Origin of the sequence: Cognatishimia sp. 1_MG-2023, assembly GCF_030548175.1 — a bacterium.
Lineage (GTDB): Bacteria > Pseudomonadota > Alphaproteobacteria > Rhodobacterales > Rhodobacteraceae > Cognatishimia.
In genome coordinates this window covers 164814-190277 of the sequence record NZ_JAUORX010000004.1, presented here as the reverse complement: position 1 = coordinate 190277, position 25464 = coordinate 164814, and the positions used below count along the sequence as shown (strand labels likewise).

The 25464-nt window shown below is 53.9% G+C and carries 26 protein-coding genes, 1 tRNA gene and 1 riboswitch; of the genes, 16 read left to right on the top strand and 11 right to left on the bottom strand.

What is annotated here, in order from left to right; all coding sequences use genetic code 11:
* Nucleotide 1: 1 nt before the first annotated feature.
* Complete coding sequence (gene hisD / locus Q4544_RS08625) at nucleotides 2-1309, bottom strand: histidinol dehydrogenase (RefSeq protein WP_303505368.1); 1308 nt, start codon at nucleotides 1307-1309, stop codon at nucleotides 2-4.
* A 409-nt stretch (nucleotides 1310-1718) separates the two neighbouring features.
* Here hisD and Q4544_RS08620 point away from each other — a divergent pair, with 409 nt between their 5' ends.
* Nucleotides 1719-2738 (top strand): LacI family DNA-binding transcriptional regulator, encoded by a 1020-nt coding sequence (locus Q4544_RS08620; protein WP_303505367.1) that lies wholly within the window; start codon nucleotides 1719-1721, stop codon nucleotides 2736-2738.
* A 21-nt stretch (nucleotides 2739-2759) separates the two neighbouring features.
* Nucleotides 2760-3911 (top strand): amidohydrolase, encoded by a 1152-nt coding sequence (locus Q4544_RS08615; RefSeq protein WP_303505366.1) that lies wholly within the window; start codon nucleotides 2760-2762, stop codon nucleotides 3909-3911.
* 109 nt (nucleotides 3912-4020) lie between these two features.
* On the opposite strand, the gene Q4544_RS08610 is transcribed toward Q4544_RS08615, so the two are convergent.
* Nucleotides 4021-4096 (bottom strand) — tRNA-Lys (locus Q4544_RS08610).
* Nucleotides 4097-4210: 114 nt separating this feature from the next.
* Here Q4544_RS08610 and dapF point away from each other — a divergent pair.
* From dapF to Q4544_RS08595, 3 genes are read left to right on the top strand one after another with little or no spacing between them, the layout of a single operon-like run.
* Nucleotides 4211-5041, top strand: coding sequence for a diaminopimelate epimerase (gene dapF, locus Q4544_RS08605; RefSeq protein ID WP_303505364.1), 831 nt, complete (start codon nucleotides 4211-4213; stop codon nucleotides 5039-5041).
* Nucleotides 5038-6309 (top strand): tRNA (N(6)-L-threonylcarbamoyladenosine(37)-C(2))-methylthiotransferase MtaB, encoded by a 1272-nt coding sequence (mtaB, locus tag Q4544_RS08600; protein ID WP_303505362.1) that lies wholly within the window; start codon nucleotides 5038-5040, stop codon nucleotides 6307-6309. The genes dapF and mtaB overlap by 4 nt, the downstream gene beginning before the upstream one ends.
* Nucleotides 6306-6932, top strand: coding sequence for a glutathione S-transferase (locus Q4544_RS08595; protein ID WP_303505360.1), 627 nt, complete (start codon nucleotides 6306-6308; stop codon nucleotides 6930-6932). Before mtaB ends, Q4544_RS08595 begins: the two co-directional genes overlap by 4 nt.
* Nucleotides 6933-6977: 45 nt before the next feature.
* Here the strand turns inward: Q4544_RS08595 and Q4544_RS08590 are convergent, their stop codons facing one another.
* Nucleotides 6978-7421: a 6,7-dimethyl-8-ribityllumazine synthase gene (locus Q4544_RS08590; RefSeq protein WP_303505358.1), complete on the bottom strand. Its 444-nt coding sequence runs from the start codon at nucleotides 7419-7421 to the stop codon at nucleotides 6978-6980.
* A gap of 80 nt (nucleotides 7422-7501) precedes the next feature.
* Nucleotides 7502-7645: riboswitch (FMN riboswitch) on the bottom strand.
* Nucleotides 7646-7728: 83 nt separating this feature from the next.
* Here Q4544_RS08590 and Q4544_RS08585 point away from each other — a divergent pair.
* Nucleotides 7729-8340: a glutathione S-transferase gene (locus tag Q4544_RS08585; protein WP_303505357.1), complete on the top strand. Its 612-nt coding sequence runs from the start codon at nucleotides 7729-7731 to the stop codon at nucleotides 8338-8340.
* A 120-nt stretch (nucleotides 8341-8460) separates the two neighbouring features.
* Here Q4544_RS08585 and Q4544_RS08580 read toward each other — a convergent pair whose 3' ends face one another.
* On the bottom strand, nucleotides 8461-9117 hold the full coding sequence (locus tag Q4544_RS08580; RefSeq protein ID WP_303505356.1) for an outer membrane protein: 657 nt from the start codon (nucleotides 9115-9117) through the stop codon (nucleotides 8461-8463).
* Nucleotides 9118-9336: 219 nt separating this feature from the next.
* Between Q4544_RS08580 and petA the strand changes: the two genes are divergently transcribed.
* The 3 genes from petA to Q4544_RS08565 are packed head-to-tail and all read left to right on the top strand — an operon-like array spanning nucleotide 9337 to nucleotide 12025.
* Entirely contained in the window at nucleotides 9337-9894 is a 558-nt protein-coding gene (gene petA / locus Q4544_RS08575; RefSeq protein ID WP_303505354.1) for a ubiquinol-cytochrome c reductase iron-sulfur subunit, read from the top strand.
* A gap of 11 nt (nucleotides 9895-9905) precedes the next feature.
* Complete coding sequence (petB, locus tag Q4544_RS08570; protein WP_303505352.1) at nucleotides 9906-11219, top strand: cytochrome b; 1314 nt, start codon at nucleotides 9906-9908, stop codon at nucleotides 11217-11219.
* A 14-nt stretch (nucleotides 11220-11233) separates the two neighbouring features.
* Nucleotides 11234-12025: a cytochrome c1 gene (locus Q4544_RS08565; protein ID WP_303505350.1), complete on the top strand. Its 792-nt coding sequence runs from the start codon at nucleotides 11234-11236 to the stop codon at nucleotides 12023-12025.
* A gap of 185 nt (nucleotides 12026-12210) precedes the next feature.
* Here the strand turns inward: Q4544_RS08565 and Q4544_RS08560 are convergent, their stop codons facing one another.
* Both Q4544_RS08560 and Q4544_RS08555 read right to left on the bottom strand, forming a co-directional pair.
* On the bottom strand, nucleotides 12211-13383 hold the full coding sequence (locus Q4544_RS08560; protein ID WP_303505348.1) for a winged helix-turn-helix domain-containing protein: 1173 nt from the start codon (nucleotides 13381-13383) through the stop codon (nucleotides 12211-12213).
* A gap of 48 nt (nucleotides 13384-13431) precedes the next feature.
* Nucleotides 13432-14340, bottom strand: a complete 909-nt coding sequence (locus Q4544_RS08555) for a rhodanese-related sulfurtransferase (protein ID WP_303505346.1) — start codon at nucleotides 14338-14340, stop codon at nucleotides 13432-13434.
* Nucleotides 14341-14436: 96 nt separating this feature from the next.
* Between Q4544_RS08555 and pncA the strand changes: the two genes are divergently transcribed.
* Nucleotides 14437-15033, top strand: a complete 597-nt coding sequence (pncA, locus tag Q4544_RS08550; RefSeq protein WP_303505344.1) for a bifunctional nicotinamidase/pyrazinamidase — start codon at nucleotides 14437-14439, stop codon at nucleotides 15031-15033.
* Between the two features lie 67 nt (nucleotides 15034-15100).
* Complete coding sequence (gene pncB / locus Q4544_RS08545) at nucleotides 15101-16393, top strand: nicotinate phosphoribosyltransferase (RefSeq protein ID WP_303505342.1); 1293 nt, start codon at nucleotides 15101-15103, stop codon at nucleotides 16391-16393.
* Here the strand turns inward: pncB and Q4544_RS08540 are convergent.
* Genes Q4544_RS08540 through Q4544_RS08530 form a run of 3 tightly spaced genes read right to left on the bottom strand, consistent with a single transcriptional unit; the run spans nucleotide 16390 to nucleotide 20794 of the window.
* Complete coding sequence (locus Q4544_RS08540) at nucleotides 16390-17397, bottom strand: ACP S-malonyltransferase (protein WP_303505341.1); 1008 nt, start codon at nucleotides 17395-17397, stop codon at nucleotides 16390-16392. The genes pncB and Q4544_RS08540 overlap by 4 nt on opposite strands.
* On the bottom strand, nucleotides 17394-19580 hold the full coding sequence (locus tag Q4544_RS08535) for a dehydrogenase E1 component subunit alpha/beta (RefSeq protein ID WP_303505339.1): 2187 nt from the start codon (nucleotides 19578-19580) through the stop codon (nucleotides 17394-17396). Before Q4544_RS08535 ends, Q4544_RS08540 begins: the two co-directional genes overlap by 4 nt.
* Nucleotides 19581-19585: 5 nt before the next feature.
* A complete protein-coding gene (locus tag Q4544_RS08530) occupies nucleotides 19586-20794 on the bottom strand; it encodes an acyl-CoA dehydrogenase (RefSeq protein WP_303505337.1) in 1209 nt (402 codons plus the stop codon).
* A 137-nt stretch (nucleotides 20795-20931) separates the two neighbouring features.
* On the opposite strand from Q4544_RS08530, the gene Q4544_RS08525 reads away from it, so the two are divergent.
* From Q4544_RS08525 to Q4544_RS08510, 4 genes are all read left to right on the top strand, one after another.
* A complete protein-coding gene (locus Q4544_RS08525; protein WP_303505335.1) occupies nucleotides 20932-21813 on the top strand; it encodes a LysR substrate-binding domain-containing protein in 882 nt (293 codons plus the stop codon).
* A 54-nt stretch (nucleotides 21814-21867) separates the two neighbouring features.
* The gene (locus Q4544_RS08520; RefSeq protein WP_303505332.1) at nucleotides 21868-22191 is read left to right on the top strand and encodes a helix-turn-helix transcriptional regulator; all 324 of its coding nucleotides are present in this window, start codon (nucleotides 21868-21870) and stop codon (nucleotides 22189-22191) included.
* Nucleotides 22188-22619, top strand: coding sequence for an SRPBCC domain-containing protein (locus Q4544_RS08515; RefSeq protein ID WP_303505330.1), 432 nt, complete (start codon nucleotides 22188-22190; stop codon nucleotides 22617-22619). Before Q4544_RS08520 ends, Q4544_RS08515 begins: the two co-directional genes overlap by 4 nt.
* A gap of 99 nt (nucleotides 22620-22718) precedes the next feature.
* On the top strand, nucleotides 22719-23030 hold the full coding sequence (locus tag Q4544_RS08510) for a YciI family protein (protein WP_303505328.1): 312 nt from the start codon (nucleotides 22719-22721) through the stop codon (nucleotides 23028-23030).
* Between the two features lie 45 nt (nucleotides 23031-23075).
* Here Q4544_RS08510 and Q4544_RS08505 read toward each other — a convergent pair whose 3' ends face one another.
* Nucleotides 23076-24071, bottom strand: a complete 996-nt coding sequence (locus Q4544_RS08505; protein WP_303505326.1) for an asparaginase — start codon at nucleotides 24069-24071, stop codon at nucleotides 23076-23078.
* Between the two features lie 166 nt (nucleotides 24072-24237).
* Here Q4544_RS08505 and Q4544_RS08500 point away from each other — a divergent pair, with 166 nt between their 5' ends.
* On the top strand, nucleotides 24238-24771 hold the full coding sequence (locus tag Q4544_RS08500; protein ID WP_303505324.1) for an invasion associated locus B family protein: 534 nt from the start codon (nucleotides 24238-24240) through the stop codon (nucleotides 24769-24771).
* 6 nt (nucleotides 24772-24777) lie between these two features.
* Here the strand turns inward: Q4544_RS08500 and Q4544_RS08495 are convergent, their stop codons facing one another.
* Nucleotides 24778-25464 (bottom strand): YafY family protein, encoded by a 687-nt coding sequence (locus tag Q4544_RS08495; protein ID WP_303505322.1) that lies wholly within the window; start codon nucleotides 25462-25464, stop codon nucleotides 24778-24780.

The following is a 25464-nucleotide window of genomic DNA, read 5'->3' as shown; positions in this document are numbered from 1 at the left end:
ACTACCCCTTAGCCGTTAGATCAAAACTCTCATCCGGGAAGTATTTCGCCAGTCGTACATCCGCCGCACGCGCATGGCCTTCCATCCCTTCCAGCCGTGAAATCCGCGCCGTTGCCTCCGCCACACGCTTTGACGCATCGCGAGTTGTGCGCTGCCAGGTTACGATCTTCATGTACTTATGAACACTCAAGCCACCAGTGTAACTTGCTGCACCTGATGTGGGCAGAACGTGGTTGGTCCCGGTCGCTTTATCCCCATAGGACACGGTAGTTTCCTCGCCCAAGAACAGCGATCCATAGCAGGTCAACCGGTCCAACCACCAATCCAAATCTGCGGCCTGCACGGTCAGGTGCTCTGGCGCGTAGGCGTCTGAACAGGCCGCCATTTCCTCGCGATCCGCACATAGGATCACCTCGGCATAATCACGCCACGCCGCAAAGGCATTGTCGCGGTTCAGCTCCGGCAAATCGTCTATCAAACCGGGGACCAGCTCCATCACTTTTTCAGCAACCGCCCGATCATCTGTCACCAGCCAAACCGGCGAATTATACCCGTGCTCTGCCTGCGAGACCAAATCCGTTGCGATAATAAACGGGTCGGCGTCTTTATCCGCCAGCACCAGACTGTCCGTTGGACCAGCAATCATGTCGATGCCCACTTGGCCAAACAGAATGCGCTTGGCTTCGGCAACAAACTGATTGCCCGGACCCACAAGGATATTCGCCTTTGGCAAATCAAACAGACCATAGGTCATTGCTGCCACACCCTGAACACCACCCATCGCTAGGATTTTATCCGCCCCACAAATATGCGCCGCATAGATGATCGCCGGCGCAACACCAACACCCGGCCGCGGCGGGGAACAGGCCGTGATATGTCGACATCCAGCCACCTTTGCCGTTGTTACCGTCATGATCGCACTGGCGATATGGCTGTACCGCCCACCGGGCACGTAACAGCCCGCCGCATCCACCGGGATCGCCTTTTGACCCGCAACAAAACCCGGCTCAATCTCCATTTCCACGTTAGTTAGGGTCGCTTTTTGCGCTTCGGCAAAGCGCCGCACGTTATCGTGGGCAAAGCGAATATCGGCTTTCAACTTCTCTGGAATAGAGGCAATGGCCGCGTCAATCTCCTCCTGCGTAAGCAGGACATTGCCCTCGTACCGATCAAACTTAGCCGCATATTCCATCGCCTTCGCATCACCACCGGATTTAATATCGGCAAGGATAGATTTGACCGTTTCATGAACTTCAGATGCATCTGACTTTGCGGTTAGGGTCGCTTTTTTCAGGTATTCAAGTGTCATGTCTTGGGCCTTTACGTAGGGATCGCGGGCAAAGTGACAGCAACGCGACAGGTAAGTTAGAAAAAAGGCCGAACGCCCACCCCCGAACGCTCGGCCTGCTGCCGGTGAAATCGCGACAGCTTTAGGCAATAAGGTCGCCGCGTCGAAAAAGATCGTCGCGGCGAGCGGAACCAAATGTCACCCACCTCTCTCAGGCATGCAGCATGTTCAGAACCATCCGAATTTCTGTGCGTCGCATTGTCGACAAGCACAGATGGATAGTCCGCAAGTTGCATGGCCGAGGCTCCCGGAGTGACCGATTCTCCCGATTAATGTAAGCGCTTACATTAATAATGCAAGCGCTTACAAATTGTGGTTGAAAATCATATAAAGGCTTAACATTGCCAACACTCATTTTAGCGGAGCAAGAATGCCTGAAACCGAAACTGCACCCACATTGGATGACGTCGCCCTAGCGGCGCGTGTTTCGACGGCAACCGTGTCGCGCTGTATCAACGATCCGAAAAAAGTGTCGCAGAAAACGCGTGATCGGGTAGAGGCAGCGATTGATAAGTTGGGCTACACGCCAAACTTCGCCGCACGATCCATGGCCGCCAAACGCACGTTTACGATTGGCGCAATTATTCCCACCATGGAAAACGCGATCTTCGCGCGCGGCATTCAGGCCTTTCAAGAAGAGCTTTACCAACACGGCTATACGCTTTTGATCTCCAGCTCTGGCTACAAGGCCGAAGCGGAAAAAGAACAGATCAAAACCCTCGTCGCACGTGGCGCGGATGCCTTGCTGTTGATCGGTCACGACCGCGATCCCGCAATCTATGATTACCTAGAACGCCAGCGTGTGCCCACCCTTGTGGCGTGGTCCTATGATGAAACTGCACAGACGCCCTCAATCGGTTTTGATAACCGCACCGCAATGCGTGCCTTGGCCGAAACGGTAATAGCCAAGGGCCACACAAGCATCGCTATGATCTCTGGCATCAGTCAGCAGAACGACCGCGCCCGCCTGCGCATCGAGGGCGTCAAAGACGCAATGCTTGCTCGTGGCCTAGACCCAGACACCCTTGATCCCATCGAAGTCCCTTACAACGTGAATGACGGCGCATCGGCCTTTGTCACCCTAATGTCGCGACACCCCCGGCCCAGCATTGTCATGTGCGGAAACGATGTTTTGGCGGTCGGTGCCCTGCGCGGCGCGGCTGAGTTGGGTCTCAATGTACCAGAGGACATCTCAATTACGGGCTATGACGATTTGGAACTGGCACAAGTGGTCAGCCCCGCGCTGACAACCGTGCGTGTGCCGCATCGTGAAATGGGCAGAAATGCTGCGTGCGAAATTGTTGATATGATTGAAAAGAAGCGCAAAGGTGTGTCGCAGAAACTTAAAGCAACAGTTGTTGAACGCGCGTCCGTCGCGCAGGTGCAATAATCGCCGTCAAAGGATCCCTAAATGCTGACCAATTCTGACCTGATTGAATTGACCGAGTTCCGCAGGAAATTGCACACAGTCCCCGAAGTTTCAGGCGAAGAAGTTGAAACCGCAAAGCTGATTGTCGCCGCACTCGAACCACTCGCGCCCACCAAAATCATGACAGACCTCGGCGGTCACGGCGTCGCGGTAATTTTCGATTCCGGGACAGAGGGGCCAACCGTTCTGTTCCGCGCAGAACTCGACGCGCTCCCGATCCACGAAATCACGGACATCCCGTGGAAATCCACGATAACGGGTAAGGGCCACATGTGCGGGCACGATGGCCATATGACCATGCTGCTGGCCTTGGGTCGTCAACTGTCACGCACCCCAGTCGCCCACGGTCGCGTGGTCCTTATGTTCCAGCCCGCCGAAGAAGACGGTAGCGGCGCCTGTGCCGTCGTTGCAGACCCCCGCTACGCCGAGATTCGCGCCGACTGGGCCTTTGCCATTCACAACGAACCGGGCCGCCCCTTGGGATTCGTCTCTACTCGCCCCGGCCTGATCAACTGCGCCAGCCAAGGGTTGGAAATCAAACTCACCGGCAAAACTGCCCACGCCGCTGATCCAGAAGACGGCATTTCACCCGCGCGAGCCGTCGCTGAACTGATCCCCCAGCTTGATGATCTCAGCACAGGCGGACCTATAAGTGATGCCTTTCGGCTGGTCACCATCACCCATGTGCAAATTGGCGAACCCTCCTTTGGGATCGCGCCGGGCGACGCCACCGTTTTCGCCACGCTCCGCACCGCCAACGATCCTGCAAAAGAAAGCATTGCCAACGACGCCCGTGCATTGGCCAAATCCGTTGCAGAAAAATACGACCTAAAGGTCAGCTTTGCCGTCGTTGACGATTTTGCGGCCTCTATCAATGATCCCGAAGCAACCCAAGTCGCACGGGACGCGATGAACGCGCTTTCAATCGCAAACGGAGAAGACGGCTTGCCCATGCGCGCATCCGAGGATTTCGGCGTGTTCGGCTGGGATGCAAAAGCCGCGATGCTCTGCATGGGCCCCGGCGAAAACCACGCGGCCCTTCACAACCCAGATTACGATTTCCCCGATGACCTGATTCCAATCGGCGGCGCACTCTTTAACCAGATCGCCCGTGATCTTTTGGGCAGCGCGTAGGGCGATCATTGAATTGGTAGCGACTCGTTCTAAGAAGAGGGCCGCTCAACCAAACCCCTTGAAAACACAAAAGGCTCAGGCATTTCTGCCTAAGCCTTTGGAAACACAGTGGTGAGCCGTGATGGGTTCGAACCATCGACCTACTGATTAAAAGTCAGTTGCTCTACCAACTGAGCTAACGGCCCACATCGCTGTGCGTGTGGGGCTTCTAAGAATAACAGCGGGGGGGGTCAACCCAAAAATACACAAAAAATGGACATGGCTAGAAATACCCTGAAACCAAGGTTATATGCGGCTTCATGACAGACACACGACAAACGATTAAATTCGAGAAAATGCACGGTTTAGGCAATGATTTCGTCGTCATTGATGCCCGCGACCGTCCTGATGGGCTAACGCCAGCCCTGGTGACCGCAATTGCCCATCGGCAGTGCGGCGTTGGCTTTGATCAGCTTGCTGTCATCGAATCAGGCGAACACGACGCGCATTTGGTGTTTTACAACAGCGATGGCTCCACTTCGGGGGCTTGTGGCAACGCGACTCGCTGTATCTCACGCAAATTGTTGGACGAATCTGGCAAAACCGAACTCACGCTCACAACAGAGCGCGGCACGCTTTATGCACGCGAGGCCGGAAATGGCCTTGTTTCTGTAAATATGGGCCACCCGCAGCTCAACTGGGATGAAATCCCGTTGGCGCGTGAAATGGATACTTTGGAATTACCGCTTGAGGGTAAGCCGACTGCAACCGGCATGGGCAACCCGCATTGCACCTTCTTCGTTGATGATGCCGAGGCGGTTGATCTGGAAACCCTAGGTGCGCGATTCGAACATGATCCGCTTTACCCTGAACGCACCAATGTGCAATTCGCCAGCGTGATCGGCGAAAACCATTTGCGTATGCGTGTGTGGGAGCGGGGCGTCGGCCCAACGCTGGCCTCTGGCTCTTCTTCTTGTGCCACAGCCGTTGCTGCGGCCCGCCGTGGCCTAACAGGCCGCCAGGTACAGATTGATCTGGATGGCGGTACGCTACATATCAATTGGGCCGACGATGGTGTCTGGATGACCGGCAAAACGATGCATGTGTTTTCCGGTGAATTCACCCTCGATTTTCTGGAAGCCGCACAGTGAGCAACGCACCAAAGTTCACCACACTCGGCTGTCGGCTAAATGCCTACGAAACCGAAGCGATGAAAGACCTTAGCCAACAGGCTGGGCTATCCAACGCTGTGGTCGTGAACACCTGCGCCGTCACAGCAGAGGCCGTGCGAAAGGCCCGCCAAGAAATTCGCAAGCTGCGCCGCGAAAACCCGGACAGCACAATCATCGTCACCGGCTGCGCCGCCCAGACAGAGCCTGAAACCTTCGCCAAAATGGCAGAGGTCGATCGCGTCATCGGAAACACCGAAAAGATGCAGGCAGACACGTGGCAAGCCATGTCCAAAGACCTAGCAGGCGACTTTATCGGTGAAACCGAAAAGGTGCAGGTTGACGATATCATGTCCGTCACCGAAACCGCAGGTCATTTGATTGACGGTTTCGGCACCCGCAGCCGTGCTTATGTGCAGGTACAAAACGGCTGCGATCACCGCTGCACCTTTTGCATCATCCCTTATGGTCGCGGCAATTCCCGTTCGGTTCCCGCGGGCGTTGTAGTCGACCAGATCAAACGCCTCGTGGACAAAGGCTTTAACGAAGTCGTCCTAACCGGCGTTGATCTCACATCTTGGGGCGCAGACCTGCCAGCCACACCAAAGCTCGGCGATCTGGTCATGCGCATCCTGAAACTGGTACCCGACCTCAACCGCCTGCGCATCTCGTCCATCGATTCCATCGAAGTCGATGAAAACCTTATGCAAGCCATCGCCACAGAGCCGCGCTTGATGCCCCACCTGCATCTCTCGCTTCAACATGGTGATGACCTGATCCTAAAACGCATGGCCCGCCGTCACCTGCGCGACGACGCGATCCGCTTCACCGAAGAGGCAAAGCGCCTGCGCCCGGATATGACCTTTGGCGCCGACATCATCGCAGGCTTCCCCACCGAAACCGACGCGCATTTCGAAAACTCGCTAAAGCTGGTCAAAGACTGCGACCTCACGTGGCTGCACGTCTTCCCCTATTCCAAACGCGAAGGCACCCCAGCCGCGAAAATCCCTAACCAAGTGAATGGCACCATCATTAAAGCCCGCGCCGCGCAACTGCGCGCTGCAGGGGACGCCCAAGTCGCCGCGCACCTACAGGCGCAAATCGGCAAATCCCATCATATCCTGATGGAAAACCCGCATATGGGCCGCACTGAACAATTCACCGAAGTCACCTTTGCCCAACCCCAAACCGAAGGCGCGCTTGTCACGGCCAAAATCACTGGCATCCAAGACCAGCAGCTCACCGCATGACCCCAATTCTTTACAGCTTCCGTCGTTGCCCCTACGCCATGCGCGCCCGCCTCGCGGTCGCAGCTTCGGGCGTTACAGTCGAACTGCGCGAAATCCTTCTGCGCGACAAAGCACCAGAGTTTCTCGCAACCAGCCCAAGCGGCACAGTGCCCTGTCTGAAAACAGATGACCAAGTCATCGACGAATCGCTGGACGTTATGAAATGGGCACTGGCCCAGAATGACCCGCAGGGCTGGCTCGACATGCCAGATGCAGGGCACGACCTAATCGCAACCGCCGATGGTCCGTTCAAACAAGCGCTCGACCACACCAAATACGCCGTGCGCCATCCCGATAAAGACGCCGAAGAAGAACGCGCCAAAGCCCACGCCTTTTTGCACGATCTCAACGCGCAGCTCACGCAGCAATTTCTCTATAAACAGACCCCAACACTGGCCGATATGGCCATTTTGCCCTTTGTCCGTCAGTTCGCAAATGTGGATAAAGCCCGCTTTGATGCGGAAGATTGGCCCAACCTCAGCCGCTGGCTCGAGGCGTTTTTGGTTAGCTCAGAATTCCAAGCGATCATGCCAAAATACAAGGTATGGGCATCCGGCGACGCCCCCACCTTTTTCTTGATCTAAATACCTGCGCCGCAGGCAAGGCGGGCATCGCCCGCCTCAGTCCTCTCAAGCCGCCGCTTCAACCAAAGTGGCGCGTGTTTTCAAAACACCCAAAGCAGCCCGTGCCGCCTCGCGCCCCTTTTCAACAAAATGCGCGCGGTAGATTTCGTTGTGATGATCGGTCTCTTGGTAATGGTGTGGCGTCAAAGACACCGACAACACAGGAACCCCCGTGTCCATACCGGCCCGCATCAACCCATCCACGACAGCCTGCGCCACAAAATCATGTCGGTAAATGCCACCATCCACAACAAAGGCTGCACACGCCACGGCACCATATTTGCCAGACCCGGCCAGATCTTTGGCCAGCAAAGGCATCTCAAACGCGCCCGGCACGTCATAAACATCCACTTGGTTCGCGGGAATAACTTCGCAGAACCCTTCCAAGGCACGGTCAACAATATCCGCATGCCATTGCGCTTTAATGAAAGCAAATCGGGTGTGTGTCATCGTTTTATCTCCTATAGCAACAGACACGTCACCCAAGGCGATAAACGAACAGACAGCCGCCCCCTAAAAAGGCACCTCTCCGTCGTTCTCTTCCATCCGGACTTTAACCGTCGGCTCTGGAATCACACCAGATCTGCTGACACCCGAATTTCGGGCCGCTCGCGGGCTCATGGGTTACCCCATTTACCGCCGGTGGGGAATTTCACCCCGCCCTGAGAACGGGCGCACCTTGCCAAGCTCTGGACTGCATTGCAACATCAGAATCGCACAGAAACTCTGTCTAAACGCACGAAATGCAAGGAAGCTCATGAAACTCATTTCCGCCAGCGCGTCGCCCTTTGGTCGCAAAGTCAAAGTGGCACTTATTGAAACGGGGCAATTGGACGATGTCGAGCTTGTCGCAGTCAAAACAACCGCGATAGCTGTCGATCCGATCGTGCAGGCGGCAAACCCGATGGGCAAAATTCCCGCGCTGATCCGGCCAGACGCCCCCGCGCTTTACGACAGTCGAGTGATTTGCCGCTTTCTAGACGCCCGCGCAAACGCAGGCCTCTACCCGGATCAACGCCTGTGGGATGTTCTAACCTTAGAAGCAACCGCCGATGCCATTCTGGATGCAGCGGTTCTGATCACCTACGAAGGCCGCCTACGCGCGAAAGAACAACAAAGCACGGCTTGGACAGATGCCCAATGGTCCAAAGTGACCAATGGTGTCGCTGCACTGAACAATAAATGGATGAGCCACCTAAACGGCCCGCTGGATATGGGGCAAATCGCTGTTGGCTGCGCGCTGGGCTATCTTGATTTCCGCCACGACGCGCGCAATTGGCGCAAAGACAATGATGCCCTGGCCAAATGGTTCGCTGACTTTAGCCAACGCGACTCAATGCAGGCGACCATTCCGGTTGATCCGAAATAACTCCGGCTCCATCATCTTTCCCAAAATACTCTGGGGTGAATTGGCGGCACGCCAAGAGGGGCAAAGCCCCTTGGCACCGACATAGCAAATAAAAACCCCCGATCACTCGGGGGTTCCTTTTTAGAACTTGTAGCTTAAACCAAAATTCAGCGCGTTGGTCTTTAGCGCCGCCTTGATCGTGCCGCCGCCGTCCAGATCAACGGTGTTGTCTGAATAGGTGAACTGATATTCACCAAACGCCGCAATCCGGTCTGTCAAATCCATCGATACGCCTGCACCCAAACGCACAGCAGGACCTGTTAGCTGATAGCCAAAGGTATGTGTGCCGCCGGTTGGCAGAATATCAACATGTGGCACAGCCACGCCGACACCCGCCGTCACAAATGGTGTCAGACGACCGTTCCACCACTGATCTTCCCAGCGACGGTGAATGTTTGCTGTAATGATGTTGTGGCCATCGCTGAATTCGAAACGATCCACATTCAGCGCCGCGCGATCCGCATCAGAGGCATAGCCCTTTGCGTGAGTTAACTCGACACCATAGCCCCAACCGCTGTCGCGCCAGTACACAGCACGCGCACCGTAATAAGGTGGCGCTTCAAACGAACGGCCTTCAAGTTTCATCGTACGATCTAATGGCACTCCGGCGATATCACCGGTAAAATTGCTATGTGGCAAAGACTGAGAGCCTAAATAAAAGCTCAGTTCTACCTCTGCGAGTGCAGGCGTTGCCAGAATCACACCGCCGGCAATCGCCAAAATTCCAAATTTCCGCATGGCGGACCCCTTGATATTAACAAATGCTTCCCAAATCGGCGCATACATCGCCTTAACATAGGTCTCAAGCGCGACACATCAACGCTTTGATCAAGATCAAGTGTAATGTGCGCTGGACGCAGTGTTTTCGCTTCGCTAATAAGCGGGCTGGAGAGGCTGTGTTTTTATGCGGCCCGAACCGGTATAGGCCAGTCCGGCCCAGAAATTGGAGTAAACCTCGTGTCCCACGCAGAAGATCACGAAGGCACCCGGAGGGATTTCCTCTACTACGCCACAGCTGGCGCAGGTGCAGTGACCGCAGGCGCCGCTGTTTGGCCGCTGGTCAATCAGATGAACCCCTCCGCAGATGTTAAGGCTCTGGCCTCTATCCGCGTTGATACCTCTGGCATTTTGCCAGGTACGCAATTGACAGTGAAATGGCTGGGTAAACCAGTTTTCATTCGTCGTCGTACACAAGAAGAAATTGATGCCGCGCGTTCGGTTGATCTGGGCGACCTGATCGACGACGAAGCGCGCAACGCCAACGCTGGTGTCGTTGATGCTGCGGATGAAAACCGCGCAATGGACGAAAACGGTGAATGGCTGGTGATGATGGGCGTTTGTACGCACCTAGGCTGCGTGCCTTTGGGTGACGGCGCTGGCGACTTCGGCGGCTGGTTCTGCCCATGCCACGGTTCGCACTACGACACATCCGGCCGTATCCGTAAGGGCCCGGCTCCTGAAAACCTTCCAGTTCCTGTTGCCCGCTTCGAGGGCAGCGAACTGGTGCTTGGATAAGGAACGCCAATATGTCCGGTATCCCACACGACACATACGAGCCAAAGACTGGCGCGGAAAAATGGATTCACCATCGCTTGCCGATCGTGGGTCTGCTTTATGATACATTGATGATCCCAACACCGAAAAACCTGAACTGGTGGTGGATTTGGGGCATCGTTTTGGCATTCTGCCTGGCGCTGCAAATCGTCACCGGTATCGTTCTGGTTATGCACTACACGCCACATGTTGATCTGGCCTTTGCGTCGATCGAACACATCATGCGTGACGTGAATGGCGGTCACATGATCCGCTACTTGCACATGAACGGCGCATCGCTGTTCTTCTTTGCGGTTTATATCCACATCTTCCGTGGTCTTTTCTATGGTTCCTACAAGGCACCACGCGAAATCACATGGATCGTGGGCATGATCATCTACCTCTTGATGATGGCAACCGGCTTTATGGGCTACGTTTTGCCTTGGGGTCAGATGTCCTTCTGGGGTGCGACCGTTATTACAGGCCTGTTTGGCGCGATCCCGTTCATCGGTGAAAGCCTGCAAACCTTCCTGTTGGGCGGCCCAGCCGTTGATAACGCGACACTGAACCGTTTCTTCTCGCTGCACTACTTGCTGCCATTCGTCATTGCTGGCCTTGTGGTCGTTCACATCTGGGCGTTCCACCACACTGGCAACAACAACCCAACGGGTGTTGATGTACGGACCGGTTCCAAAGAAGAAGCGAAAAAAGACACGCTGCCATTCTGGCCTTACTTCGTGATCAAAGACTTGTTCGCGCTGGGCGTTGTTCTGGTTGTTTTCTTTGCGATCGTTGGCTTCATGCCAAACTATCTGGGTCACCCAGATAACTACCTCGAAGCGAACCCGCTTGTGACACCTGCGCACATCGTTCCTGAATGGTACTTCCTACCGTTCTACGCGATCCTGCGTGCCTTCACTGGTGACGTTTGGGTTGTGATGTTCACAAGCTGGATCACTGGCGGCATCATCGATGCAAAGTTCTTTGGTGTTCTGGCGATGTTTGGTGCGATTGCTGTTATGGCTCTGACACCTTGGTTGGATACATCCAGCGTACGCTCTGGTCGTTTCCGTCCAATGTTCAAATGGTGGTACCGCCTGCTGATCGTCGACTTCATCGTTCTGATGTGGGCCGGTGCGATGCCAGCAGAGCCTCCATACTCAACCATCTCGTTGATCGGTGCGACTTACTGGTTCGCGTACTTCCTGGTCATCCTGCCGCTTCTGGGTGTTATCGAAACACCTACCAAAGCGCCGGAAACCATCGAAGACGATTTCAACGATCACTACGGCAAACCAGCCGAATAAGAGGGAACAGGATTATGCTTAAGAAACTTGCGATCTCCGCAGTTGCCGCCCTGTCCCTTTCGGCAGGGGCCGCAATGGCCGCTGGTGGTGCTGGTCACATCGAAGATGTGGACTTCTCCTTCGAGGGTCCGTTCGGTAAATTCGACCAGAACCAGCTGCAACGTGGTCTAAAAGTCTACACCGAGGTTTGCTCGGCGTGTCACGGTCTGCGTTACGTTCCTATCCGCACATTGTCGGATGAGGGCGGCCCACACTTCACCGAAGCTCAGGTGCGCCAGTACGCAGCTGACAACTTCGAAACCTTTGACGCCGAGCTGGACGATACCCGTCCAGCGAAGCCTGCGGATTTCTTCCCGCAGTCCAATCTGGATAACGCGCCTGACCTGTCTTTGATGGCCAAAGCGCGCGCTGGTTTCCACGGCCCAGAGGGCACGGGTATCAACCAGTTCTTCAAAGGTATTGGTGGTCCAGAGTATATCGTGTCCTTGCTGACCGGTTACACTGGCAAGTCCAAAGAAGAAGCAGGCACAACATTGTATGAAAACACCGCCTTCCCAGGTGGCTGGATTTCAATGGCGCCTCCACTCGAAGGCGGCGATGTCGACTTTGACGATGGTCACAGCAACGATCTGCACCACGAAGCAGAAGACATTGCTGCGTTCCTGATGTGGACAGCGGAACCAAAGATGATGGCGCGCCAGCAAGCGGGTTTCATCGGGGTTCTGATCCTGTTGATCACAACAATCTTGTTGTACCTGACCAACAAACGCATCTGGGCGCCGATCAAAGGCAAAAAGAAAGCCTAAGCTCTGACGCTTAAGATATTTGAAAGCCCTGCCATTTTGGCGGGGCTTTTTTTGTGGGTATCGCTGGGGGCGCTGCCCCCAGACCCCCGAGGTATTTTGATCAAGAAAAAGCAGATTTGCGAATCGTACGTTTCGGGGCGTGAAACGTACGAATTTCCACATTTACGAGGTGTTAAGGCGGCGATCTATGCGGGTTTTGTGCAGGTCCACATGACGTTGGTGCAATCCACAAATCGGCCTAGTCGATTAAGCTCTGCATCCAGTTTTTTCTGGCGATTTTTTGACCAGCGTACGCCGGATTCTGACCATAGATTCAATACGTTAAGCGTGCCGTCCTTGCGGGTTGCCTTGACCTCTATCCGCCCAACAAACCGATCCCCTTCGAGCAGAGGGTAGACGTAGTAGCCCCATTTCCGTTTGGCCGCCGGAACGAACATTTCGATGCGATATTCAAAGCCAAACAGGCGTTCCAGTCGCAGTCGATCCCGCGTGACAGGGTCAAATGGGTTAAGAATACGTAGCCGTGGCGTTATTTCGGTAAGGGATTGAATACGATCATGAATATCGGGTGTTGCGTAGGCTTCGGTCGTTGATCCATCGGCATTTTCTATGGTGACCGGCAGGGGATTCGCTTGCGTGATCCAAGCCTTGGTTTCCTTGGCAGAGCTTGCATCCCAGAACCGTTGAATCTCGCCCTGCGTTGCGAATCCTAACCGATCCAAAGCGGCGTGGCAGAGCCAATCTAGTTGCGCATCTTCTGTAAGTGTCTGATTTCTTAGTGTTTCTGGGAAAACCCGTTCTGCTAGATTATAGAATTTTGTAAAATCCTTACGGTAACACGTCGCCAATTCACCCGCGTACCACATGTAATCCAGCGCCTTCTTATGCGGCGGTCGCGACCACATCTGCTTTGGATTTTCTGCTTTGGTTTCAAAGGCATGCGTTGATAGCGCGCCCTCTTTCCGGATGCGTTCTTTGATTTCAGCACGTGCCTCTTCGTTGGACATGCCCGCGAACCAACTGGCTTTTCCCATCTGGGATTCCTTGCGCCGGAACTGCCGTTGCCACATTGGCAAAAACTCCATCGGAATCACGCTGGCGTCGTGGGTGAAGTGTTCAAAGATGCGTCGTTCATCCGCTAACAGCGGGTTAAGCATATGTTCACGATAGGCTTGATTACGGCTCCATAATATATGGTGGTGGGCGCGCGACACCACTTGGATTGTGTCCAGCTGCACAAAGCCAAGTTTTTGAATGATTTCATAGACATCCAGCGGCCCGGTCGGGGCTGTGGCCAAGCCATGCGAGGTCAGCCAGAGGCGTCTGGCTTGTTCATTCGAAATGGTTAATGCTGTCACTGCGATGCCCCTCGGTTTGGGGCATCAAACATCATGGGGCGGTTGGGATCAATCCAAACCGACGATGTGCTGTTCACCACGTTTGCGTGCTAAAACCATCTGCTTTTGGCGCTCGCGGAACCGCTCTTTGTCGCGTTCAGAGGTTTCATCAACACATTGATGACAGCTCACGCCGCTTTCAAATTCTGGGCGTTCCAAATCCGCAGGCAAAATCGGCCGCCGACACGCGTGGCACAAATGGTGCGGCCCTTCTTTCAGCCCATGTCCAACAGAAACACGGCCATCAAAAACAAAGCATTCACCTTCCCAAGTGCTCTCTTCCTGAGGAACCTCTTCGAGGTATTTCAAGATGCCACCCTTTAGGTGATACACATCCTCGACACCTTGGCTAAGAAGGTAATTTGTTGATTTTTCACAACGAATCCCGCCAGTGCAGAACATCGCGACGCGTTTATTGTGGAACCGATCTTTGTTTTCTTCCCACCATTTTGGGAAGTCGCGAAAGGTTTCCGTCTCTGGATCAATCGCACCTTTGAAGGTGCCGATGCCAACTTCGTAGTCGTTACGTGTATCAATCGTGACCACGTCAGGGGACTGAATCAATTCGTTCCAATCTTGTGGATCAACGTAGTTGCCAACATGCGCTGTTGGATCCACGTTGGGCTGGCCCAGTGTCACGATCTCTTTTTTCAGTTTTACCTTCATCCGTGGAAACGGTTTTTCGCTGGCGGTGCTTTCTTTCCATTCGAAATTATCACATCCTGGCAAGGACTTAATATGCGCGATGACCGCATTAATGCCATTTCGCGATCCGGCAATCGTGCCGTTGATCCCCTCGTGCGCCAGCAAAAGCGTGCCTGTGATTTGCTCTTTCAAGCAAAGCTCTAGCAGCGGCTCGCGCAAAGCGGGCGGGTTGTCAAAACGGGTGAAGTGATAGAGAGCGCATACGGTAAACATGGCGGCCAAATACGCCTATTTTCATGCTTGGGCAAGCCTGCCCATTGACGGCAAATTGATGCAGGCCTACCCATTATGTCAAAGTAGGAGCCTCTTATGCGTAACGCCTTGATTGTTATTGATGTTCAGAATGATTTTTGCCCTGGCGGTGCGTTGGCTGTTCCAGATGGGGACGCGATTATTGCTGGGATAAACGCGCGCATGGGCGAATTTGACTGCGTTGTCCTGACCCAAGATTGGCATCCTGCGGGTCATTCCTCTTTTGCCAGCAGCCATCCGGCCAAAGAACCTTATGACGTGATCGAAATGCCATATGGCCCACAGGTGCTGTGGCCGGATCACTGCGTGCAAGGCACGCAAGGTGCCGCGTTTCACCCTGCGCTGTCGACTGATCCGGCGGATATGATCGTACGCAAGGGGTATAACCCGGATGTTGATAGCTATTCAGCGTTCTTCGAAAACGATCACACGACACCCACGGGATTGGGGGGCTACCTGAAATCGCGAGATATTTCTGATATTACCATCGTAGGATTGGCTTTGGATTTTTGCGTGAACTACTCGGCGGTAGATGGTGCGAAGTTGGGGTTCAAAGTGAAAGTCATCCAAGACCTTTGCCGCGCAATTGATCTGAACGGATCGTTGGGCGCTGCTTTACAGGATATGTCGGATGCCGGGGTTCAATTGATCTAATATCTATCTGCTTGCGATTTTTCCTTTGGAACGCCAAGCTTAGTCTGACGACAGATCGGAGGAGATCATGGTCGATATTGCGACACGTGTGTGGAACCATAAGTGGAAGATTGACCCAATCGTCCGCTCCTTGATTGATACCGATTTCTATAAATTGTTGATGTGCCAAAGCGTGTTTCGGAACCGTCCAGACACGCAGGTGACGTTTTCTTTGATCAATCGCACAACATCAGTTCCGTTGGCCACGCTGATTGACGAAGGCGAATTGCGCGAACAGCTGGATCACGTGAAATCGCTATCGCTGACGCGGGGTGAAAGCACTTGGCTGCGCGGTAATACGTTTTATGGGAAACGCCAAATGTTCCGGCCAGATTTTATGGAATGGTTCGAAAAAATGCGCTTACCGGATTACCATCTGGAGCGTGTGGGTGATCAATACGAGCTAACGTTCGAAGGTAGTTGGCCTGAAGTAATGCTGTGGGAAATCTCGGCTTTATCGGTGTTGATGGAGCTGCGGAGCCGGTCCGTACTGAAGCAAATGAAGCGGTTTGAGCTGCAGGTTCTTTACGCCCGTGCGATGACCAAGCTTTGGGAAAAGATAGAAGTTTTGCGCGACGTCGACCATCTGCGGATTGCAGATTTTGGAACACGTCGGCGGCATTCGTTTCTTTGGCAAGATTGGGCCGTTCAGGCCATGGGAGAAGGGCTGGGCGACAAGTTTGTTGGCACATCCAATTGCCTGATTGCTAAGAACCGAGAGCTAGAAGCGATTGGCACCAACGCCCACGAACTGCCGATGGTCTATGCCGCATTGGCCAAAGATGATGCTGAGCTGGCGCAGGCACCTTATCAGGTTTTAGCCGACTGGCATGAAGAGCATGATGGGAACCTGCGTGTCATCTTACCGGATACCTATGGCTCGCAAGGCTTCCTTGAAAACGCGCCAGATTGGCTGGCGGGGTGGACGGGTATTCGTATTGATTCCGGTGACCCAGCTACGGGGGCGGAAAACGCGATTGCATGGTGGAAAGCGCGTGGCGAAGATCCACGCAAGAAGCTGGTAATTTTCTCTGACGGTTTGGACGTTGAAAAGATCATCGAACTACAGAAGCAATTTGTAGGCCGGGTTCAATGCTCTTTCGGGTGGGGCACGCTGTTGACCAATGATTTTCGCGGGCTAGTACCAGACGATCAATTAGCGCCGTTTTCATTGGTGTGTAAGGCGATCAAAGCTGATGGGCGACCCACGGTTAAGCTATCAGACAATGCCAACAAAGCGATGGGCCCAGCCGAAGAAATCGCTCGGTATAAGCGGGTGTTTGGTGTGACAAAGCAACAGCAAATGGATGTCTTGGTTTAACCACCCATCGCAATCACATTGGGTGCGGTCTTTTGGGCTGTTTGAAAGCTGGATTTATCGGTCCACCCGTGCCACCCGCATCGGATCAACGATTGTGCAACAGAACCGCTGAGCGTGTTGCCGGGACCAAGGATGATGAACACATCTGGGCAGAGTTCTTGGGCCGCCATGCGAATGGCTGCGGCAAAGTCATAGGGTTGTGTCACTTGATGCCCAAGGGTGTAGTCATACAAATCCACAAGGTCGTTTTCATGCGGATACCAAACCGCCCCGCGCCCATCGATTAAGGGGAGTGTGGGTTGCTGAAACAGAGACTGTTCCAGCGCTTTTTGCCCTAATGCGGCGACGGGTGCCTGCAATTCGCTATGAAAACCCGCATGGTTTGGCAGGCGCATCGGGAAGCGTTCTTGCACTTTGGGTACGCTGATTTCAAAGGCACTTAATCCGTTTTCATTCCCAGCCAATACAAGCAACCCGCCAAGGTCGATTGAAAGCGTTAAAAAGTGGTTCGGCTTGCTTGAGATGGATTGGCAAAGGTCGAGGAGCTGGGCTTTTTGCCCGGGTTTCTCAATCCAATTAGCATCGGTATAGGGGTAGATGATTTGGCCACCGATCAACTGCTCTTGCATCAAAGTGCCCATGGTATTCACCACCTCTAGGCCGTTCATCGACTCAAGTGCGCCAGCGCAGGCGAGGGCGATGTACCAGCCCATAGAGTTGCCAGTCACTCCGACAATTTCGTAGCGATCTTGGTCGATCGAAAGAAAATCCGTGTAGGCACAGCCATAGATTAGCGCGCTCGCATTATCGCCGCGTGTATGAATGGCAGCTGAAAAACGATCTGCTTGGTTGAGTTCGGTGAGCGTGGGCTGACCTAGCGTCGACCGATACGCATCAAATTCCGCGATCAGACCGGTTTGCGCGCCGTGTTTGCCTAGGTAACCAAGGTCAGCCTTATTATAGGTTCCGCGCCCCGGCGCGATGACAACGGCGGTTTGTTTCATGGGGTAATCCAAAGAGTTCGGGCCGCTTCTGTGATGCTTTCAGCGGATGGCATCGTGGCGGCATAGGCCGGACCTGTCGCGATAAAGCTGTCCGTCGCGGTGATCCGGCTATGTGGCAGGTCGGTCTCTTCGTGCAGCAGGGCCATCAACGCCTCTGATACGTTTCCAGAATGGCGGCATTCATCGACGATCAGCACTTTTTCTGCACCCCCTAAGGCGTTCACCAAGCTTTCGACGGGTAGTGGGGCCAACCAACGTAGATCAATGATCCGGATATGGATGCCTTCTGCCTGCAATGTTTTCTGAGCCTGCGTGCTTAGGTAGCGACCATTGCCATAGGTCACGATGGCAAGCGGCCCGTCCCCGTCGCAGCCAACATCGCCAAGCGAAATGCGTTCATCTGGTGTGGGGTAAGTGGTCATCCAGCCACTGTCTTTTTCCTCGTGCAGGTCACGCATTGGGTAGAGTGCGATAGGCTCTACAAAAACCACAACACGCTGTTCTTCGCGGGCAAGACGAACGCATTCACGCAGCATTTTGGCGGCGTCGTCACCACGTGACGGGACGGCTAGAATGATGCCTGGAATGTCCCGAAGAACGCCGAGTGAGTTGTCATTGTGAAAATGACCACCGAACCCTTTTTGGTACCCTAGTCCCGCGATGCGCAGGACCATTGGGTTGGTGAACTGACCGTTTGAGAAAAATGGCAAAGTGGCCGCTTCGCCCCGTAGCTGATCCTCTGCATTGTGCAGATAGGCGAGAAATTGGATTTCTGGCATCGGCAAAAAGCCATTGTGGCCCAGCCCAATTGCCATTCCCAAAATGGATTGTTCATCCAGCAAGGTGTCAATCATTCGGTCTGGGCCGAACCGATCCGTCAGCTTTTGGGTAACCCCATACACGCCTCCTTTGCGACCAACGTCTTCGCCCATCAGGGTGATTTCGTCATGTTCAAGCATTAGGTCAGTCAGCGCCCAGTTTAGGATGCGTGACATGGGCTGGGGTGTGTTCATTTGTTTTAGGTCAGAGCCAAACACCTCCACACGCGCCTGCGCGCATGGGCCATTCTTTGGCAAGCAGCTGCGCTTTGGCGGGATGATACTGGCCATCACGTCGTTTGCTGTCTTTAGTCGCGGGCGGGTAATTACTTGTTCCGCCACGCGTGCGCATTGCGCTTCGGTTTCAGAGTAGATCGCTAAGATGTCGTCAGCGGAGGCAACGCCTTGCTCAATCAGCAACCTCGCGCTGTGCAGCAGGGGGTCCTGTGCTTCCCAACCTTCGAACACGTCTTTGGGTAGGTAGGATTGCTGCACATCGGAACCTGCATGCCCGTAGAGGCGCACCGTGTTTATGTGTAGGAACGCCGGTTTTCTTTGGTGGCGTACATAGTCCGCGGCTTCTTGGGCGACGCGGTAGGTTTCATACAAATCTAGGCCATTGGCCTGCAGGTATTTCAACCCCGGTTTGGCGGAGAAGTTTGCCCCGATCCAGCCGCGCGGTGTGCGGGTGGAAATTCCAATCCCATTGTCCTCGCAGACGAACAATAGGGGCAATGGAACAGATTGATAGGACGTCCAACAGGCCGTGTTTATTGCGCCTTGGGCTGTTGAATGGTTTGTCGATGCGTCGCCAAAGGAGCACATGACAAGGCAGTCGTCTTTCAGCTCTTGGTGTTCTGGCGCATGACGTTTTGCGAGACCTATGGAATAGGCAGCACCCACTGCTTTGGGTAGATGGCTGGCAATTGTCGATGTTTGTGGTGGGATCATTAAAGCTTTGGAGCCGAGCACCTTGTGACGCCCGCCGGAAATGGGGTCTTCGGCTGAGCTGGCGAAGGACAGCAGCATATCCCATGCAGCACTTGTGCCGGGAACTTGCATTGAGCGGCGCGTTTGAAAGGCACCGTCGCGGTAATGCAAAAAGGCCATATCGTCTGGCCGCAATGCGCTGGCGACGGCGGCCATGCCCTCGTGCCCTGAACTGCCGATTGTGTAAAACCCCTGTCCTGCGGCCTGCATTTTGCGCGAGCGGCGATCCAGATTTCGGCTAAGACACTGCGCCCGAAAGATCGCTAGCGCTTCGGTGTTTGTCAGCGGGCCGGTTGGTGGCGCCCCATTGGGGAGATCACCTTGCGCCACTTTTTGGCGAAAGGCTTGGTCGACAATATCGGCGCGATCTACCATCTGCGTTACACAAAGGCCTGAAGACCGGTTTGCGCCCGCCCTAGGATCAGGGCATGGACATCATGGGTGCCTTCGTAGGTGTTTACAGTTTCCAAATTCACCATGTGGCGGATCACATGGAATTCTAGGGAAATGCCGTTACCACCATGCATGTCTCGTGCGTGACGTGCGATTTCTAGTGCTTTGCCACAATTGTTTCGTTTGATCATCGAGATCATTTCTGGGGCCGCTTGCGCGTCGTCCATCAGGCGACCAACACGAAGCGCTGCCTGCAAACCAAGCGAGATTTCTGTTTGCATATTGGCCAACTTCAGTTGGAAAAGTTGAGTTTGGGCCAGCGGTTTGCCGAATTGCTTGCGGTCCAAGCCATATTGGCGGGATGCTTGCCAGCATGCCTCTGCTGCGCCCATAACGCCCCACGAGATGCCGTACCGCGCGCGGTTCAGGCAACCGAAAGGGCCCTTTAGCCCTTGTACATTCGGCAATAGGGCGTCGTCTCCAACCTCAACATTGTCCAATACGATTTCACCCGTAATCGACGCGCGCAGACTGGCTTTGTTGGAAATTTTAGGTGCGGATAGACCAGCCAAACCTTTGTCCAGAACAAAGCCTTTAATTTTGCCTTCGTGTGCGTCGGATTTCGCCCAAACGACAAAAACGTCAGCGATGGGCGCGTTTGATATCCACATTTTTGAACCATTCAGCACATAGCCGCCGTCTACCTTTTTGGCGGTGGTTTTCATACTACCGGGGTCTGATCCTGCATCAGGCTCTGTTAGTCCAAAGCAGCCAATCCACTCGCCAGAGGACAGTTTGGGCAGATACTTGCGGCGTTGTTCTTCGGTTCCATAGGCGTAGATCGGGTACATCACCAGCGAGCTTTGGACCGACATCATGGAGCGGTAACCGGAATCGACCCGCTCTACTTCGCGGGCGATTAATCCGTAGGACACATACCCCGCGCCTAATCCGCCGTATTCTTCGGGGATCGTTGCGCCCAATAGGCCCATCTCACCCATTTCACGGAAAATCTCTGGGTCTGTATGTTCGGTTTCAAAGGCATTCGTGACGCGCGGCAAAAGTTTATCTTGGGCGTATGCGTTAGCCCCGTCGCGCAACATGCGTTCTTCGTCAGTGAGTTGCTGTTCCAGTAGGAACGGGTCGTCCCATTTGAATGTATTCAGGTCGGGTGCGTCTTTGGCTTTCAAGGGCATTTGGTGTCCAGTGGTGTAGAAGGGTGAATTTCATGCCAAATCGAAATGAAAATCATGGTTGTTGATATTCTAGGGTGGCGAAATTCTAAAAAATAGCGATATATCGGAATGATAACATTTCGATTTGGAATGAAGTTATGCAAATCTCTCGCCGTTCTCTTCCGCCATTGGGCTGGTTAACTGCATTTGAGGCAGTGGCTCGGACTGGGTCGGTCACGGCGGCGGCGCAGCAATTGGATTTGACGCAAGGGGCCGTAAGCCGCCAGCTTCAAAAGCTCGAAGATTTTCTGGATTACAAATTATTCCTTCGGGAAAAGAAGCGGCTGACGCTGACGCCTGTTGGTGCGGCTTACGCTGAAAGTATTCGCGAAGGGCTGACCCAAATATCAAACGCGACTGTTGATTTGCGTTCTAACCCACATGGCGGCGTGCTGAACCTTGCAATCTTACCAGCATTTGGCGCGCATTGGTTGGCGCCGCGACTTGCTGATTTTCTGTCTGGTAGCCCGGGTGTGACGGTGAATTTGTCTACACGGCTAGAACCGTTTGATTTTTCTCGTGAACGGTTTCACGCGGCTATTCATTTTGGCCGGGACAATTGGGCCGGGACTGAGACAATGCATCTGTTGGATGAAGAATTGGTTCCGGTGATGTCAGAGCATTTGGCTAAGGGTCGCCAAGTCCAGCCCGCGATGTTGCGTGATATGCCGTTGCTGCATCTAGAGTCGCGCCCAAACGCCTGGCGTCGTTGGTTCGCGCAGAATGATGTGCCTGTCGAATTCAAAGCCGGAATGGTGTTTGATCAATTCGCTACAATGCTGCAGGCAGCCGCTGGCGGACTAGGCGTCGCTTTAATGCCGCGGTTTTTGCTGGAAGGTGAATTGCAGCGCAATCAGTTGATCGCCTTGGATAATGCAAAGCGTGTGACGAGTGGTGCTTATTACCTTGTTTGGCCAGAAACAAAGGCGAATTATCCACCGCTCCAAGCGCTTCGTAAGTGGATGGAGCAACAGGTATAACGGCCTCCACAAAAATCTCTTTCTTATATTTAACTAATGTGTTAAATATTGTTCATGAACAACTTGCGATCCGTATTTGCGGCCCTTTCAGATGAAACGCGCTTTGGCATTGTTGAAAGACTGATGTCCGAGGGCGAATTGCCTGCAGGTGACTTGGTGTCTGATTCTTCGATCAGCGGCCCAGCCATCTCTCGCCACCTTAAGGTGTTAAGAGAAGCCGGGCTTTTGAACCAACGCGCTGTAGGCACAAAACGGTTCTACACTGTGCGCCCAGAGGCGCTGCGGGTTGTTGCGGATTGGACGATGGACCACCGCTCTTTTTGGGAAGCGAGTCTGGATAGAATAGAAGCAGCCCTAGCTGCCGAGGAGGACATTTGACCGATATTAGGTTGGAACGTGAATACAACGTCAGCCCAGAACGGCTCTATAATTTCGTCACGCAACGCGAAAACGTGCTAAAGTGGTTTGGCTACGAAGGCATGACATTTCCTGCTGACGCGATGGATTTCTCAGCGCTGGGACCGTGGTTCATTGAAATGATTTCGGCTGATGGCACAGAGATGAAGCTGTCTGGCCAAGTGACACATGTGAACCCGCCGAAGTCGGTTGGCTTTACTTGGGGGTGGCACGATCCAGAAGGCAATCGTGGTCCTGAAAGCCATGTGATGTATACGATCGTGGAAACATCCTCTGGTGCGCGATTGATCGTGGATCACCGTGAGTTGGGCGATGACGATGTGTCTAGCCGCCACGAGCAGGGTTGGACACGCGCACTGCGTAGTATCGCTGAGGCTCTCGAGCACTAAGAATTTGGCGAAATGCCAAGCAAATCCCTGACAGGAGTATCTCCTGTCAGACCCTTAAGGGCTGCGCGCCCGTAAATATTATCAGTATTGGAGATGAACATGCCTAACTTTATTTTTGCGTATCACGGCGGTGGTAAACCAGAGTCCCCGGAAGAAGGCCAAAAGGTCATGGCGGCTTGGATGTCTTGGTATGAAACGATGGGGTCAGCTATCGCGGACGGCGGTGCACCTGTTGGTATGTCCAAAACGGTGACTGCGTCCGGAGTTGAAGACAACGGTGGCTCTAATCCACTGTCTGGCTTCACATTAGTTACAGCGGATTCCATCGAAGCTGCGACTGAGTTGGCAAAGGGTTGCCCGATTCTACAAGATGGCGGCACCGTCGAGGTGGCCGAAGCATTGCAAATGTAAGTGCGGCTATTGCACTGAATAGGGCGACCTTCGGGTCGCCCTTTTTTATGCGAACGCGACTGTCGGGCGCATATGGCCCGTTGTCAGTTTATTAAAATTCAAGATTGGCGCGTTTGTGAAACGCTGCGCATCAGGATGGTTTGGATCAAGCGCACCCAGTTTTACCAAGATTGCAGCGATGGCGCATTCAGCTGCGCGCGTCGCGCCGTCTTTGATTTTCAACGCAACGCCTAGTTTTTGATCCGGCAGAATGGCGATGAAAAACCCTTCGGCTCCGGTTTTTACTGTCACTTTATGATCCATAGCGCGCATCAAATAGGTACACGCGCGACCTTCACCCGCAACCAATTCCGGATAGCGCGCCATTGCACGATGTAAGCGAGCGGCTGCGCGTTCCCTTGTGGTGCCTTCGGGGTTTGCTGCTGCGAAAGAGGCCATTGCGCGGGCCATGCCATGCACGGAAACCGAATGGTTGGGTGCTGAACAGCCGTCAATTCCGTAGCCCGTGCTGGTTTCTTGTGTCATTTCGTTGAAGGCTGCCAAACAAGCTTTTTGAACTGGGTGATCAATCGTGTGATAGTCCGGTCCGGCTTTTAAGTGCTTGGTTAGTGTCAAAAAACCAGCGTGTTTGCCCGAGCAGTTGTTATGATACTGGCACGGCGTGGTGTGCGCGCGGATAAGGCCGTGCTTTGCGGATCTGTCCTGTGGCGGTTGCGGCCCGCAACGTAGATCGTTGTCGGATAGTTCAAGTGTGTCGAGCCACGATTGAACCCGGTCAGTGTGGATCAATGCGCCATTGTGTGAGGCGCAAGACAGCGCCAATTGTTCATCCGACAGGCCGAAAGCATCCGCCGCGCCGCTTTCAATGAGCGGCAATGCCTGCAGCATTTTCGCTGAACTGCGGGGCAATACCACGGTGTCTGGGTTCCCCCAGGCGTGAATAATCTCGCCGTTGGCATTGCAGACCACCGCGTGTCCAGTATGCAAGCTTTCCACTACCGGCCCGCGCCAGATTTCCACCATTGGAACAGGTTGTGTCATATGTACTCTCAGATAATGGGCGATTTCGTGCCAACAGGGCTTTCACCAATGATGAAAATCAGAGTAAAGTAGTGTAATCGAGAAAGAAATGCCCACGATCAAAAACCGGACAACGGAAAATGTGGGCAGCGGATTTGAGGGAAGACACAGCTTGGAGGCTGTACATATGGGAATTACGAAATTGCGCGTGGCTGTGCTGGGGACTGTTGCAGCGGCGTTGACGTTTGTGGGTGGCATTGCCTCCGCACAAGAAAGCACCAACCAAGTCGCAGCTAAAACGGACTGGAGCGTTTTTGAAGAGCCTAGCCCGAAAGAATGCTGGGCTGTGAGTACGTTCAAAGAAAGCCTAAACACACGGAATGGCGCCGTTGTTGCGGTGAACCGTTCGCAGACGCTGTTGATGGTGTTTTTCCGTCCAGATCAGAAAGTGAATGGTCAGGTGACCTTTACAGGCGGTTATCCGTTTAAATCTGGCTCGACTGTTGGTTTGAAAATCGACGATAAATCCTATGATCTGTTCACAGAGGGTGAATGGGCGTGGCCGCAGCCGGAAGATGACGCGAAAATCGTCGCGGCGATGAAGCGCGGTAAGTCTGCGGTTTTGACTGGTCAAAGTGGCCGTGGCACCAAAACCCAAGATACCTTCTCTTTGCTTGGATTTACGGCGGCTGTTGATGATGCCAGCAAGCGTTGCAGCTAAATCAACTTAGGCCTCTGGGTATCCGTTGATTTCTAGGTAATCGCGCAAGCGTTTACCGGTTTCATCTACAAAATGACGTTCCGCGGCGATTAGGCCGCGGATACGGTCGATTCGAAACACTCGAAAATCTTTGCGCGTTTCGCACCAAGCAGTGCAGGTCCAAGCTTGCCCCCAGTATTCTAATTGTAGCGGGTGGATGAAACGGCGGCTTGGCGTGCCATCGCCCTTGGCATAGTCGATTTCTAATACTTGCTTTTCACGAACAGCCCGTCTGATCGTGGGTAAATGCGTAAAGCTGGCCTGCACATCTGGCGCTCCAAAGACTGCGACGCCCCAGCCTTGTTTGGGTGGCTCACGACCATCAGGCATCACTTGATCAACTTTAGAAACCAGACGTTTTGCAGCCTGTTGCAACTCGGGGTCGGCTGTTTGTTGCACCAAAGCAGCGCCTAGATGCAAAGCCTCTAGTTCCACTTGGGATAAAGTAACGGGTGGCAAGAAAATGGGGGCGCGCAAAATGTATCCCACGCCCCGCTCGCCTTCGACAGGGATGCCGGACCCCACCAATGTGTCCATATCCCGGTAAATGGTGCGAACCGACACCTCTAGGCGTTCTGCAAGGTCTGTTGCCTTGTGCAGCCGTCCATCGCGGATGATTTGGATGAGATCAAAGAGCCTGTCGGTTCGACGCAT

Coding starts and splice junctions, on each gene's coding strand:
- Q4544_RS08540 (WP_303505341.1), bottom strand. CDS start 17,397: ATGAAACAAACCGCCGTTGTCATCGCGCCGGGGCGCGGAACCTATAAT.
- Q4544_RS08615 (WP_303505366.1), top strand. CDS start 2,760: ATGCTGACCAATTCTGACCTGATTGAATTGACCGAGTTCCGCAGGAAA.
- Q4544_RS08505 (WP_303505326.1), bottom strand. CDS start 24,071: ATGACACAACCTGTTCCAATGGTGGAAATCTGGCGCGGGCCGGTAGTG.
- Q4544_RS08585 (WP_303505357.1), top strand. CDS start 7,729: ATGAAACTCATTTCCGCCAGCGCGTCGCCCTTTGGTCGCAAAGTCAAA.
- hisD (WP_303505368.1), bottom strand. CDS start 1,309: ATGACACTTGAATACCTGAAAAAAGCGACCCTAACCGCAAAGTCAGAT.
- Q4544_RS08535 (WP_303505339.1), bottom strand. CDS start 19,580: ATGGTAGATCGCGCCGATATTGTCGACCAAGCCTTTCGCCAAAAAGTG.
- dapF (WP_303505364.1), top strand. CDS start 4,211: ATGACAGACACACGACAAACGATTAAATTCGAGAAAATGCACGGTTTA.
- Q4544_RS08520 (WP_303505332.1), top strand. CDS start 21,868: ATGAACAACTTGCGATCCGTATTTGCGGCCCTTTCAGATGAAACGCGC.
- Q4544_RS08565 (WP_303505350.1), top strand. CDS start 11,234: ATGCTTAAGAAACTTGCGATCTCCGCAGTTGCCGCCCTGTCCCTTTCG.
- Q4544_RS08620 (WP_303505367.1), top strand. CDS start 1,719: ATGCCTGAAACCGAAACTGCACCCACATTGGATGACGTCGCCCTAGCG.
- Q4544_RS08590 (WP_303505358.1), bottom strand. CDS start 7,421: ATGACACACACCCGATTTGCTTTCATTAAAGCGCAATGGCATGCGGAT.
- Q4544_RS08495 (WP_303505322.1), bottom strand. CDS start 25,464: ATGCGTCGAACCGACAGGCTCTTTGATCTCATCCAAATCATCCGCGAT.
- Q4544_RS08500 (WP_303505324.1), top strand. CDS start 24,238: ATGGGAATTACGAAATTGCGCGTGGCTGTGCTGGGGACTGTTGCAGCG.
- pncA (WP_303505344.1), top strand. CDS start 14,437: ATGCGTAACGCCTTGATTGTTATTGATGTTCAGAATGATTTTTGCCCT.
- pncB (WP_303505342.1), top strand. CDS start 15,101: ATGGTCGATATTGCGACACGTGTGTGGAACCATAAGTGGAAGATTGAC.
- Q4544_RS08510 (WP_303505328.1), top strand. CDS start 22,719: ATGCCTAACTTTATTTTTGCGTATCACGGCGGTGGTAAACCAGAGTCC.
- Q4544_RS08530 (WP_303505337.1), bottom strand. CDS start 20,794: ATGCCCTTGAAAGCCAAAGACGCACCCGACCTGAATACATTCAAATGG.
- Q4544_RS08580 (WP_303505356.1), bottom strand. CDS start 9,117: ATGCGGAAATTTGGAATTTTGGCGATTGCCGGCGGTGTGATTCTGGCA.
- Q4544_RS08525 (WP_303505335.1), top strand. CDS start 20,932: ATGCAAATCTCTCGCCGTTCTCTTCCGCCATTGGGCTGGTTAACTGCA.
- petB (WP_303505352.1), top strand. CDS start 9,906: ATGTCCGGTATCCCACACGACACATACGAGCCAAAGACTGGCGCGGAA.
- Q4544_RS08555 (WP_303505346.1), bottom strand. CDS start 14,340: ATGTTTACCGTATGCGCTCTCTATCACTTCACCCGTTTTGACAACCCG.
- Q4544_RS08595 (WP_303505360.1), top strand. CDS start 6,306: ATGACCCCAATTCTTTACAGCTTCCGTCGTTGCCCCTACGCCATGCGC.